The following is a 13,571-nucleotide window of genomic DNA, read 5'->3' on the forward strand; positions in this document are numbered from 1 at the left end:
ATGCCAAAAAGTTAAGCATTGTTAACCCCGGTTTAAGAGTTACTTCGATTTCTTTTTGCTGGCTGGCTTCTTACTGTTCGCAGCCTTTTGTTTTCTTGCAGCAGCTTGTGCAGCTTTTTTACCAGCACCTGCAACAAATACTTTGCCGACCGGCTTACTCTCTCCATCTAAATTTGCATTGATATCTGCTTGTAGTTGAGAAAGGCGATCAAAGGCATGACGTAATTTTTGACGGGATTCTTGAATTGCTTGTTCAGCAGCATTTAAAGATGAGTTTTGGGCACGGTGTAAGCGCTCAGCCTCAGATATTGCTGAAGATAGCCAAGAGCGGTATTCAACAATATTTCTAGCTGCATCAGTAATTAATTTTTGAGCGTCTCGCTTTGCCGCTGATGTAATTTGAGCAGCATCTTTAGCAGACTGATTTAAAACTTCATCCGCTTCACCTTCAGCGGCTAGTACTAAATCTGCAGCATCATTTTCAGCCGCTGAAATGTATTTACGTCCACGTGATTCAGCAGAAGATAAAATGCTTTTTGCTTTAGCTTCTGCAGCTTCTAACTTCTCTTTTGTATTGCGACTGGTCTCATTAATAATCTTTTGTGCGGCTGAATTAGCTTTTGCTTCGCGTTGCTGAGCAGATTTGATCATGCTCATTGCAGTTTCTGTTGCCAGAATTTCAAACTCTTCGCGGCTTAAGCCAGTGATATCTCGACGTGAGCGCAAATCATTTAACTGACTTTCAAGTTCACGAATTCGCTCTAATGCATTTTGTGTGGGCGCAGCTTTATCTTCTACCTCAGATTTAAAGCCAACCCAACTAAGAAAATTCTTTTCAGCCATGTCCTTAGCCTTCCCTACCTACAAATTAATTACAACTGGTGCGGGAGGTGGGACTTGAACCCACACGCCGAAGCACAGGTTCCTAAGACCTGCGTGTCTGCCATTTCACCACTCCCGCATTTATTACTTGAGTGAGGGGGAAAGATTACGGCGTAAGTGGCGGCATCACCAAAACCCAACGACCTTTAGTAAGGGTAAGCGGGTAGCCTTGCTCAAATGAGTGCAGATTCAGTGCAAAGTAAGGTCGCTTTGGCAATCTTAAACGCGCTGGAATTAGCCAAAAAGACAGGTTTAATTAACTGTCAGATACCAGAAAAAATTATTTTAGATCGACCGAAAAATCGTGATCATGGAGATTATGCAACCTCCATTGCGTTAACTCTGGCTAAAGATGCCAATCTGCAACCACGGGTGATAGCAGAGGTGATTGTTAAAACTCTTAACGAAAACAATCTCTTAGTACCAGCCGGAATCAGCAAAGTTGAAATTGCAGGTCCTGGTTTTATAAATATAACTTTAGAAAGTGCTAGCCAAGGTAGCGTAATAATCGAGATATTAACTGCTGGTAAAAAATATGGTCAAGGTGAATCACTTGCTGGAAAAAAGATAAATCTTGAATTTGTTAGCGCAAATCCAACAGGGCCAATTCATCTGGGTCACACAAGATGGGCAGCGGTTGGTGACTCACTTGGTCGAGTTTTATCAGCAGCTGGCGCGCAGGTAAGTCGAGAATTTTATGTTAACGACCGTGGAAATCAGATGGACTTATTTGGCCAATCCCTTCGGGCGGCCGCACTTGGCATTGATCGTCCCGAAAATGGTTATCACGGTGAGTACATTGCTGATTTAGCAAATGAAATCATTAAGAAAAATCCAGAATTTACTAAGTTAGATGAAGAATCAGGGATGGTTGCGTTTCGAGAAGCTGGCTATAAATTGCAACTAGATCTGCAACGTGAGGTTTTGGAAAATTTTGGCACTCACTTTGATACTTGGTTTTCTGAGCGAAGTTTGTATGAAGACAACTTTTTTAATCACACATTAGATAAATTGAAATCTAATGGACATGTTTACGAAGAAGAAGGCGCCATCTGGCTGCGCACAACAGATTTTGGTGATGATAAAGATCGAGTAATGATTAAATCAGATGGATCATTTGCCTACTTTGCATCTGACTCTGCTTACTACATTAGTAAGAGAGAACGTGGATTTAATTTGTGTATCTACATGCTGGGAGCAGATCACCACGGATATGTTGGTCGAATAAAAGCAATTGCAGCATGTGCTGGTGATGATCCTGAGAAAGATATTGAAGCTCTAATTGGTCAGATGGTAAAAATCATTGAGGGTGGCCAAGAGTTAAAGCTTTCCAAGCGCGCTGGCACAATTATTACGTTAGAGGAGTTAGTAGAAAAAGTTGGAATTGATGCTGCTCGTTACACTTTGATTAGATATCCAACCGATACGCCAATGGTTATGGATGTGGATTTACTCAAGAAAAATACCAACGATAATCCGGTCTATTACGTTCAATACGCACATGCCCGAATTTGCGCAGTGCTACGAAATGCTAAAGATCTTGGTATTGATTACGGCTTGAAGTTTTATTCACCAGAGTTACTAGTTCATGTGCGTGAGCGCGAATTAATTGGCTTACTTGCTGAGTACCCAAAAATTGTTGCCGCCGCCGCCTTCGCGCGTCAACCTCATCGAGTTTCTCGATACATTGAAGACTTAGCTGCGCAATATCACCGCTTTTATAATGATTGTCGGGTACTGCCATTGGGTGAAGAAAAACCAACCAAATTAAACTCAGCCCGCGCCTGCCTTTCAATGGCAACTGCGCAGGTAATCAGTAATGGTTTAGATTTACTTGGTGTTAATGCCCCGGAGAGAATGTAATGACAACTAGTTATCCAACCTCACTTTTTTCATCAAACTTAGAGTTCACAGGTGAAAATCAATATGGCGGCGCACTCTCTATCGCTGGCTGCTCTGCTGAAAAACTAGTAAAAGAGTACGGCTCGCCCATATTTGTATTAGACCAAGATGATTTTTTTCTGCGAACTAAAGCTTGGCAAGCAGCACTAAATGAATCATTTGGTTCAGGCAAGCTTTATTACGCGGCTAAATCCTTTATCTGTGTTGAGGTTGCAAAGTGGCTTAAAGAGTTAAAAGTTGGCTTAGATGTTTGTACCGGTGGGGAATTAGCCGTTGCCCTTGCAGCTGATTTTCCAGTAAGTGATATTGAATTTCACGGAAACAATAAGTCTGAAGCTGAAATAACTACTGCAGTAAAAAATGGTGTTGGCACGATTGTGATTGATTCCTTTGATGAATTATCGCGGGTAGTAAAGATTGCATCAGATTTAAGGAAAGTTCAGAAGGTTTATTTAAGGCTCACACCCGGTGTTGATGCACACACCCATGAGTTCATTTCAACTGCTCATGAGGATGTGAAGTTTGGATTTTCGATTGCATCAGGGGATGCGCAAATCGCAATTGATAAATGCATGACAGAGACTTCCTTAAACTTGGCCGGTATTCATTGCCATATTGGCTCACAAATATTTGAAGTATCAGGATTTGAATTAGCAGCACAAAGATTAGTTGCAGTATTAGTTGCCTTTCGGGATAAGTACTCAAAGGAGTTAGCTGAGTTAAATCTAGGTGGCGGATATGGAATCGCTTACACAAAGAATGAAAGTGCGATTTCACCAGCGCAAGTCATTCCCGCAATTGCGAAGGTAATCAAATCTGAATGTGAAAAGGCAAAACTTTCCGTTCCTAAAATTTCAATTGAGCCAGGCCGAGCAATTGTTGGCCCAACAACAACAACCATATATGTGGTCGGAACAACGAAGTCAGTTACTTTAGAAAATGGCGCAAAGCGCCGTTATGTTTCAGTAGATGGTGGAATGAGTGAGAACATCAGGCCAGCACTTTATGGCGCGACCTACTCAGCATTTCTAGCAAATAGAAATTCATCAGCAAATGCAATTAGCTCTCGAATCGTAGGAAAGCATTGCGAGAGTGGGGATATCTTGATTTCTGAAATCAACATGCCAGAGGATGTAAAAGCTGGTGACCTATTGGCAATTCCAGCAACTGGTGCATATGGTCGAAGCATGGCTAGCAATTACAACCATATGCCAAGGCCATCTGTGATTGCAGTAATAAATGGCACTGCTCGAGAGATTTTACGCAGAGAAAATGAGGATGATTTGCTAAATCTGGATGTAATTCAAGCGCCACGGCAACTGTCATAAGTTTGAGATACTTCTCCAATGAAATCTCTTAAAGTCGGCATGCTTGGCTGCGGCACAGTTGGCTCTCAGATTGCCCGCTTGTTGGTCGCAAATAAAGCAGATCTAACTTCACGTGCTGGAGCACAAATTGAATTAGTGAAGGTGGCTGTAAGAGATGCCAAAGTAAAACGCGATGGAGTACCAGATAATTTAATTACCACAGACGCTAACTCAATTGTGAATGATCCAAACATTGATTTAATCATTGAAGTTATTGGTGGCATCTCACCTGCAAAAGAATTGATTTTAACTGCATTAAAAAATGGCAAATCAGTTGTTACTGCTAATAAAGCATTACTAGCTAAAGATGGCGCAGAGCTTTATGAAGCAGCAAATAAGGCAAATGTTGATTTGTATTATGAAGCAGCGGTTGCTGGCGCCATTCCAATTTTACGACCACTTCGTGAATCATTAGTTGGCGATCAAGTTATTAGGATTATGGGAATTGTAAATGGAACTACAAATTACATACTTACCAAGATGGATGAAAGTGGCACTGCATTTGCTGACGCACTCAAGCAGGCACAAGATTTAGGGTTTGCAGAAGCGGATCCAACCGCGGATGTTGAAGGTTTTGATGCAGCTGATAAAGCAGCAATTTTAGCGGGCTTAGCATTTCACTCTAGAGTTACAGATAAAGATGTTTACCGTGAAGGAATTTCAAAAATTACAGCAACTGATGTCAAAGTAGCCAAAGCCATGGAGATGGTAATTAAGTTACTAGCAATTACCGAATTGACTGCTGCTGGTGAAATTTCTGTAAGAGTGCATCCAGCTTTGATTTCTCGCAATCATCCACTTGCATCAGTTAGAGAGTCATACAACGCGGTATTCGTAGAGGCAAAATCTGCTGGTCAAATGATGTTCTATGGCAGAGGTGCTGGTGGTGAGCCAACAGCAAGTGCGGTACTAGGTGATTTAGTTGCTATTGCCCGTCATAAAATTTCAGGTGGGATTGGTCCAAAAGAGAGTGATTACGCATCCTTAAAAATTGCACCAATTGGTCAAACAAAAACTAAGTATTTAATTAGATTAAATGTGGCTGATAAACCTGGTGTTTTAGAGTCTGTTGCCCATGTCTTTGCCGCTCATAGTGTTTCAATTCAAACTGTTAGACAAACTGGCGCTGGTGATAAAGCTGAATTAATTGTTATGACTCATAGTTCAACAGAGTCAGCACTTTCTGCCACCGTTAAAGATTTGAGCAATTTACCCGCAGTAACTGATGTTGCAAGTGTGCTTAGAGTTGAAGGTGCAATGTAATGGGATTATTTGGAAAAAAAGGCGCGCACCAGTGGCGGGGAGTAATTGATGAGTATCGTCGTTGGCTACCTGTAACTGATCAAACTCCAGTTATTTCACTGCGCGAGGGTGGCACACCACTTGTTTATGCATGTGTCTTATCTGAAATGTTAGGAAATCAAGTTTGGTTAAAAGTTGAGGGAACTAACCCAACTGGATCATTTAAAGATCGCGGTATGACGATGGCAATATCTAAAGCAGCCGAAGATGGCGCTAAGGCAGTAATTTGTGCATCAACTGGAAACACAAGTGCAAGTGCGGCAGCTTATGCAAGCAAAGCTGAGATGAAACCAGTTGTGCTAGTTCCACAAGGCAAAATTGCAATGGGCAAATTAGCGCAAGCAATTGCACATGGTGCTATTTTGTTACAAGTAAAAGGAAATTTTGATGATTGCTTAATGCTGGCTAGACAGCTATCTGAAAATTACCCAGTTTCACTAGTTAACTCAGTTAATCCATATCGAATTGAAGGACAAAAAACTGCAGCCTTTGAAGTTGTTGATATGTTGGGATTTGCACCAGACATCCATGCGATGCCAGTTGGTAACGCTGGAAATATCACTGCCTATTGGAAGGGCTATCAAGAGTATAAAAAAGCAGGAATGTCTAAATCACTTCCGATGATGTGGGGATTTCAAGCAGCGGGAGCTGCGCCGATTGTAAAAAATAAAATTGTTAAGAATCCAGAAACAATTGCAACCGCAATCCGAATTGGAAATCCTGCATCATGGGATCAAGCAGTTGCTGCTCAAGTTGGCTCAAAGGGATTAATTAATTCTGTAACAGATAAAGAAATTCTAAGTGCCTATCGTTTGGTCGCAGCAAAAGAGGGCATATTTGTTGAGCCTTCAAGTGCGGCCGGAATTGCAGGCTTAATTAAATTGAAAGCACTTAAAAAACTGCCAAAGGATAAAACCATCGTGGTGACTGTCACTGGTAATGGCTTAAAGGATGTTCAGTGGGTTTTAAACTCCTCAGCCAAACCAATTGTTATTCCAGTTGATGTTAAAAAAGCGGCCAAAGTAATTGGACTTAAATAATGGCATCTAAACGCAACGCAAGCGGACTTACTTTTAAAGCAACCATGGCGCAGATCAGCGTGCCAGCAACTAGTGCAAATATTGGTCCAGGATTTGATTGCTTTGGATTAGCGCTAGAACTTCGCGATCGATATGCCGCACAGGTTTTAGATGATGAAACATTTGATGTTGATGTAACTGGTGAAGGCGCAGATGAAGTAAAAAAAGATTCTAAAAACTTAGTTATTAAATCTATGCTTCGTGGGTTTGAACATATGGGCGGCAAGCCAAGAGGTATTGCACTTCGAGCTCTAAATGTAATTCCTCATGGCCGAGGTCTTGGATCATCAGCAAGCGCCATAGTTGGAGGCTTAGCATTAGCACGATCTTTAGTTTTAACTGGTGAGCAATATATGAGTGATGATGATTTGATTACTTTAGCAACCGAGCTAGAAGGACATCCAGATAATGTTGCAGCTGCCTTTTATGGTGGCGCCACAATTGCTTGGGTTGAATCAAAGACTAATAATGATGGATCAAATACAAATATTGGTAAAGCTGTAAGTCTTAAAGTTGATGATCGAATCAAAGCGCTTCTATTGGTGCCAGATAATCAGTTAGCAACTGCAAAGGCGAGAAAGTTATTGCCAGAGAGCATCCCTCACCCGGATGCAGTTTTAAACTCAGCTAGAACAGCTTTGCTTGTGCATGCGTTAGCTGAGCGACCTGATTTATTATTTACAGCCACTGAAGACTTATTACACCAAAGTTACCGAGCACAAGCGATGCCAAAAACGATTGCATTAGTTGATAAGTTAAGAGGAGCAGGACTTGCAGCAGTTGTCTCTGGCGCTGGACCTTCAGTAATGGTTCTTTATGCAGGTGGTGAGGATGAGATTGACCAGCTGCAATCAATAGCTCCCGGCTTTAGCGCCATGAAGTTAGCGATTGCAAAGGCAGGGGTTCAGTAGCCCATTTTCCCTATATATCTAGGGTGTGGTAGATTTACCTCTGTCGGAAAGTGCGACAGATAAATAAGCAAAAAAATCCCAAAATAAAAATACTTTTTTTCGCGGGATCACCCTCATACGGGTAATAAAAAAAATAAAAAGAAAGAATGGCAATATATAAATGGCAGAGAAAAAATCAACCAATCGCGCAGACGCGGTTGAGTTAGTGGATATGGCACTAGGTGATCTTAAAAAGGTTGCTGGTCAACTTGGAATTGAAAATGCCTCCACACTTAAGAAAGCAGAGTTAGTCCAATCTATTGGAGACCTGCAGGCCGCGAATCGCGAAGCCGCTAAAAATGAACGAGAGGCTCGTCGTATGGAACGACAGAACAATCGAAATAATAAAAATAACAATTCTGAGGCAGAGGATAACGAATCTAGCCAAGATAGCTCACCTAATAATTCAAACAGCAACTCCTCAGGTGGATATGGCGATTCTGACCGAAGCGATAACAATCGTAGGTTTGGTAACCGAGACAACAATCGACGAGATCGCGGTCGTGACCGTAATCGAGATCGTGGAAATCGTGAGCGCGGGAACCGTGAAGAGCGTGAAATTGTCGTTGGACCAGATGATGTATTACTTCCAGTCGGCGGCCTACTAGATATTTTAGATAGCTTTGCATTTATTAGAACTGGTGGATATTTGCCATCACCTAATGATGTTTATGTTTCACTACAACAGGTAAGAAAGTATGGCCTGCGTAAAGGTGATGTGATTACTGGATCTGTGCGTGAACCTAAAGAGGGTGAACGCCGTGAAAAATTTAACGCACTCGTCAGAGTAGAGACTGTAAATAGTGTTGAGCCTGAGAATGCAAAAGAGCGAGTTGAATTTTCAAAGTTAGTTCCACTTTATCCGCAGGAAAGATTGCGGCTTGAGACTGAACCAAACGTTCTAACCACCAGAATTATTGATTTAATCTCACCAATTGGTAAAGGCCAACGTGGTTTGATTGTTTCACCTCCTAAGGCTGGTAAAACAATGGTTCTGCAAGCAATCGCAAATGCCATCACAACTAATAATCCAGAGTGTCATTTAATGGTTGTCTTAGTTGATGAGCGTCCTGAAGAGGTAACTGATATGCAGCGATCAGTAAAGGGTGAGGTAATTGCCTCAACATTTGATCGCCCAGCAGATGATCACACCACAGTTGCTGAGCTTGCAATTGAACGTGCCAAAAGATTAGTTGAGCTAGGACATGATGTTGTGGTGTTACTAGATTCAATTACTCGACTTGGACGTGCGTATAACATCGCAGCTCCTGCCTCTGGTCGAATTCTCTCCGGTGGAGTTGATTCAGCTGCGCTTTATCCACCAAAGAAATTCTTCGGTGCTGCTAGAAATATTGAAAATGGTGGCTCACTAACTATTTTGGCAACAGCTTTGATTGATACTGGATCAAAGATGGATGAAGTTATTTTCGAAGAGTTCAAAGGAACTGGAAATATGGAACTTATCCTCAACCGTAAGTTTGCTGACAAGCGAATTTTCCCTGCAGTTGATGTGGTTGCATCTGGAACTCGTAAGGAAGAAATTCTTATGGGAACTGAAGAGTTAAGCATTGTTTGGCGTTTGCGCCGAGTGCTACACGCACTTGAGCCACAGCAAGCACTTGAGTTACTCCTGGAGAAGATGAAAGGAACCAAATCAAATGTTGAGTTCCTTCTTCAAATCCAAAAGACCACTACCGGTGGAGATATGCCAACTGGAAATGGATCTAACAAGCAGGAGAGTGATCAGGCTTAATTAATGCCTAAATTTTGACTGCTCTGCCCGAGCAGTTATTCTTTACCCCTCTAGTACTTCACTAGTCCTACTGGTTCACAAATGTTCTAACAAGAAAATTTGATCCAGTAATAATCAAGGAGAAATATGAAGAACGAAATCCACCCACAGTATGTCGAGACCAAGGTAACTTGTGGTTGCGGTGAAGTTTTCACTACCCGCAGCACAAAAGAGAATGGCTCAATTTATGTTGAAGTTTGTTCTGTATGCCACCCTTTTTATACCGGTAAGCAGAGAATTCTTGATACCGGCGGTCGCGTAGCTAAATTCCAAGAGCGTTTCGGAAAGGCTGACAAAAGCGGCACTAAGTAGTTTTCTTTAAGAGAGCGCACCTAAACATCGAAAGATGTGGTGCGCTCTCTTTTTTAATTTCTTAGCTCATAATTTTTGAAAGGAGGATCAGATGGAACGCTTTGCCAAAGTTAATGAGTTGTTAGCTGAGTATGAATCACTTGAAGCGCAAATGGCTGATCCCTCTATTCACGCTGATCAAAATAAAGCACGAGCACTTGGAAAGCGTTATGCCCAACTTGGTCCAGTAATTGCTGGCTATCGTGCATATAAGTTAGCTGAAGAGGATTTAATTGCTGGTAAAGAATTAGCAGAATCAGATGAATCCTTTGCCTCTGAAATAGTTGCATTAGAGAAGACCAAAGATGATGCAGCAGCTCTATTGGAGGAGTTATTACTACCTCGAGATCCAAATGATGATCGTGATGTAATTATGGAAATTAAAGCAGGCGCCGGTGGAGATGAATCTGCAATATTTGCTGGTGATCTATTTCGAATGTATTCAAGATATGCTGAAAAGCAAGGTTGGAAGGTTGAAGTTATTGATACAACGCCAAGTGATATGGGCGGCTATAAAGATATGTCGGTTGCGATTAAGTCCAAAGGTGTAGCAAAACCAGGACAAACACCATATGCAAAACTAAAATTTGAAGGCGGAGTCCACCGAGTGCAACGAGTACCAGAGACTGAATCACAGGGCCGGATTCACACTTCAGCTGCTGGAGTTTTAATCTTGCCAGAGGCAGAAGAGATTGATGTTGATATAAATATGAATGATCTTCGAGTCGATGTTTATCGCTCATCTGGCCCTGGCGGACAAAGCGTTAATACAACTGACTCGGCGGTACGAATTACACATGTTCCAACTGGAATTGTGGTCTCCTGCCAGAATGAGAAAAGCCAATTACAAAACAAAGAATCCGCACTTCGTATTTTGCGAGCTCGAATGTTGGCCGCAGCACAGGAAGAGGCAGAGCGAATTGCATCTGCTGAACGTAAAAACCAAGTGAGAACTGTTGATCGAAGTGAGCGAATTAGAACTTACAATTTTCCAGAAAATCGTTTAAGTGATCACCGCGTAAATTACAAGGCCAACAACTTAGATTCAGTAATGAATGGTGATTTGGAGGCGGTAATTCAATCTTTAATCGATGCAGACCGCACCGCAAAATTATCAGCAGGTAACTCTTGAAAGAGCTGCTAAGAGCAGCGTTTTCGCAGTTTGAAAAAAACCAAATTGCGACGGTAGATGCTGAGTTGTTACTAGCTCACCTACTAGGTGTATCAAGAAAACAAATCCATAGCCAAGGAATTGAATTAAATGATGCTGACCGAGAAAAAATCACTGCTGAATTTAATGATCTAATCAATCAGAGATTGATGGGAAGGCCAGTTCAATACATAACTGGCAGTGCAGCATTTCGATATTTAGAACTTGAAGTTGGTGAAGGCGTTTTAATCCCTCGACCAGAAACTGAGTTAATTGTTGACCGAGTGATTGGTCATTTAATCTCTGCAGCAGATAAAGAGCAAGCAAAAAGTGTTATTGAATTGGGTGCTGGTTCTGGAGCAATAAGTATTGCAATCGCATCCGAAGCAACTTTAAAGGGCTTAAAGGTGAGCATGGTGGCAGTTGAAAAATCACCGGAGGCTGCAGCCTGGTTAAACAAAAATATTGCAAAATATGATCTACCAATTCGGGTAGTCATTGAAGATGTTGCAACCGCGCTGCCAGATGTAAAAGCAGATGTAGTTGTTGCAAATCCGCCTTACATTCCTAATGATGAGAAGTTGCCAATTGAGGTAGCAAATTTTGAACCTGAGATGGCACTTCGTGGTGGACCAGTTGATGGGATGCAGATTCCCAAATTATTTATTGATGCAGCAACTAGGCTATTAAAGCCAGGTGGATTTTTCATTACCGAACACCATGAGAAGCAAGGTGAATTAATTAGGGGTGCATTAGCGAAGGAGTATTTACCTGCGCAAACTCATGCCGATCTAACTGGCAGAGATAGATTTACTAGTGCGGTAAAGCGGTAAGAGAAGTTATGGCAGAGCGTATTTCGTTAATCAACTCTTCAGATCACTTATTTACTGAAGCTATTGATACTGCCCTTAGATACTTAAGATCAGGTGAGGTAATAATCGCTGCCGCCGAGCATGGTTATGTTTACCTGGCTAACGCCTTTGATAAGGATGCGGTAAATGCTATTCAGATATTGCGGGCAAACCCCGCAGCAACAACTTTGCAAGTTTTAGTTTGCGACAAGAAAATGGCATCCGGAGTGTGTACTGCGCTAACTGTTCAACAAGAGGCTTTACTTGAAAAGTTCTGGCCAGGATTATTCTCAGTAACAGTTAAAGCACAACCTGGATTGACATGGAATTTAGGTGATGATCGCAGACTTGGAAAAGTAAATTTACGTGCACCAAATAGAAAATTTATCTCTGCTTTGCTGGAGCAATCAGGACCACTTGCTACATCTTCAGCTGCTTTAATTGGCAAGCCAACAATCTTAGATTTAAACACTTTAAATATTTATGAAAGTGATGTTGGGGCAATTTTTGATGAGGCAGTTTTACCCGCTGGCCCATTATCGACATGGGTTGAGTTTTCTGAGAATGAAATCACACTCCAACGAGTAGGGGCCATTTCATTAGAACAATTACAAGCGCTAGTTCCTACTATTTCTGCCCCAACCCTTTAGGCTTGGCATATGTCTAGATCTGAAAAATACTACGGACCAGATTTTAATGCGCTAGAAAAGCAAGATCCTGAGATCGCTGCGGTCGCAATCTCAGAGTTAGTTCGTCAACGTGAAGATTTGCAATTAATCGCAAGTGAAAATTTCACCTCACCGGCTGTGTTAGCCACGATGGGATCATCACTTTCAAATAAGTATGCCGAAGGTTATCCAGGAAAGCGTTATTACGGTGGTTGTGAAGAAGTAGATAAGGTTGAAGTAATTGGTATTGAAAGAGCGAAAAAATTATTTGGCGCAGAGCATGCAAATTTACAACCACACTCTGGTGCAAGTGCAAATGTTGCGGTTTATCAAGCATTTACAAAGCCAGGAGATACGGTATTGGCAATGTCTTTGCCACATGGTGGTCACTTAACTCATGGCTCTAAGGTTAATTTCTCAGGTAAGTGGTTCAACGTAGTTTCCTACGGCGTTCGCCAAGATAACGAACTAATTGATTACGACCAATTGCGAGATTTAGCGGTTGAGCACAAGCCAAAGATGATTTGTTCTGGAGCAACTGCCTATCCAAGTTTGATTGATTTTGAAACAGTACGCCAGATTTGTGATGAGGTTGGCGCAATCATGTGGGTGGATGCCGCTCACTTCATCGGTTTAGTTGCCGGTAAAGCGATCCCATCACCAGTGCCATATGCAGATGTAGTTTCATTTACAACACATAAAGTATTGCGTGGACCACGTGGTGGCATGATTTTGAGCAAGGAAAAACATGCATCAGCTATTGATAAAGCAATCTTTCCTGGCATGCAAGGTGGACCAATCATGAGCGCGGTTGCTGGAAAAGCTGTGGCATTAAAAGAATGTGCAACTGTTGAGTATCAAAATTATGCGAAGAAAGTTATTGAAAACTGCCAAGAATTAGCAAAGGGATTAGAAGCTGCGGGAATGCGTGCAGTCTCTGGTGGAACTCAAACACATTTAGCGCTGATTGATATTAGATCAACAAAAGTAAATGGCAAGATTGCAGATGAAAGATGTGGAAGATCTGGCCTTTCACTAAACAAAAATGCGATTCCATACGATCCAGAAACTCCAGCTGTTACAAGTGGTATTCGAGTTGGAACTGCTGCGATCACAACCCAGGGAATGGGTAAGCCAGAGATGAATCAGATTGCATCTTTTATTGCCCGTGCGATTAAAGATGGTGAAGATGATTCGAAAGCAAAAGCAATACGCGCCGAGGTTCATCAATTAACAGCAAAATTTCCAGTTTATCCAGAGCCAAAAAACTAAAACTA

At 41.8% G+C, this 13,571-nt stretch carries 12 protein-coding genes and 1 tRNA gene; 11 read left to right on the plus strand and 2 right to left on the minus strand.

What is annotated here, in order from left to right; genetic code table 11:
- Window positions 1-39 precede the first annotated feature (39 nt).
- Entirely contained in the window at window positions 40-843 is an 804-nt protein-coding gene (locus B1s21122_RS01300; RefSeq protein WP_095681010.1) for a coiled-coil domain-containing protein, read from the minus strand.
- A gap of 36 nt (window positions 844-879) precedes the next feature.
- Window positions 880-961, minus strand: a tRNA-Leu gene (locus B1s21122_RS01305).
- 98 nt (window positions 962-1,059) lie between these two features.
- Here B1s21122_RS01305 and argS point away from each other — a divergent pair.
- The 11 genes from argS (at window position 1,060) to B1s21122_RS01360 (ending at window position 13,566) form a co-directional block, all read left to right on the plus strand.
- Window positions 1,060-2,745, plus strand: coding sequence for an arginine--tRNA ligase (gene argS, locus B1s21122_RS01310; protein ID WP_095681009.1), 1,686 nt, complete (start codon window positions 1,060-1,062; stop codon window positions 2,743-2,745).
- On the plus strand, window positions 2,745-4,112 hold the full coding sequence (gene lysA, locus B1s21122_RS01315) for a diaminopimelate decarboxylase (protein ID WP_095681008.1): 1,368 nt from the start codon (window positions 2,745-2,747) through the stop codon (window positions 4,110-4,112). The genes argS and lysA overlap by 1 nt, the downstream gene beginning before the upstream one ends.
- Before the next feature lie 18 nt (window positions 4,113-4,130).
- Complete coding sequence (locus B1s21122_RS01320) at window positions 4,131-5,414, plus strand: homoserine dehydrogenase (RefSeq protein ID WP_095681007.1); 1,284 nt, start codon at window positions 4,131-4,133, stop codon at window positions 5,412-5,414.
- Window positions 5,414-6,493 (plus strand): threonine synthase, encoded by a 1,080-nt coding sequence (gene thrC, locus B1s21122_RS01325; RefSeq protein WP_095681006.1) that lies wholly within the window; start codon window positions 5,414-5,416, stop codon window positions 6,491-6,493. Before B1s21122_RS01320 ends, thrC begins: the two co-directional genes overlap by 1 nt.
- Window positions 6,493-7,443 (plus strand): homoserine kinase, encoded by a 951-nt coding sequence (gene thrB, locus B1s21122_RS01330; protein WP_095681005.1) that lies wholly within the window; start codon window positions 6,493-6,495, stop codon window positions 7,441-7,443. The genes thrC and thrB overlap by 1 nt, the downstream gene beginning before the upstream one ends.
- Before the next feature lie 160 nt (window positions 7,444-7,603).
- Complete coding sequence (gene rho / locus B1s21122_RS01335) at window positions 7,604-9,235, plus strand: transcription termination factor Rho (protein WP_095681004.1); 1,632 nt, start codon at window positions 7,604-7,606, stop codon at window positions 9,233-9,235.
- A gap of 126 nt (window positions 9,236-9,361) precedes the next feature.
- The gene (gene rpmE / locus B1s21122_RS01340; protein WP_019852483.1) at window positions 9,362-9,586 is read left to right on the plus strand and encodes a 50S ribosomal protein L31; all 225 of its coding nucleotides are present in this window, start codon (window positions 9,362-9,364) and stop codon (window positions 9,584-9,586) included.
- Window positions 9,587-9,677: 91 nt separating this feature from the next.
- Window positions 9,678-10,757 (plus strand): peptide chain release factor 1, encoded by a 1,080-nt coding sequence (gene prfA, locus B1s21122_RS01345; protein WP_095681003.1) that lies wholly within the window; start codon window positions 9,678-9,680, stop codon window positions 10,755-10,757.
- Window positions 10,754-11,608, plus strand: coding sequence for a peptide chain release factor N(5)-glutamine methyltransferase (gene prmC / locus B1s21122_RS01350; protein WP_095681002.1), 855 nt, complete (start codon window positions 10,754-10,756; stop codon window positions 11,606-11,608). The genes prfA and prmC overlap by 4 nt, the downstream gene beginning before the upstream one ends.
- Before the next feature lie 8 nt (window positions 11,609-11,616).
- The gene (locus B1s21122_RS01355; RefSeq protein WP_095681001.1) at window positions 11,617-12,276 is read left to right on the plus strand and encodes an L-threonylcarbamoyladenylate synthase; all 660 of its coding nucleotides are present in this window, start codon (window positions 11,617-11,619) and stop codon (window positions 12,274-12,276) included.
- A 9-nt stretch (window positions 12,277-12,285) separates the two neighbouring features.
- Window positions 12,286-13,566, plus strand: a complete 1,281-nt coding sequence (locus B1s21122_RS01360; protein WP_095681000.1) for a serine hydroxymethyltransferase — start codon at window positions 12,286-12,288, stop codon at window positions 13,564-13,566.
- Window positions 13,567-13,571 lie beyond the last annotated feature (5 nt).

Source organism: Candidatus Nanopelagicus limnes, from assembly GCF_002287885.2.
Lineage (GTDB): Bacteria > Actinomycetota > Actinomycetes > Nanopelagicales > Nanopelagicaceae > Nanopelagicus > Nanopelagicus limnae.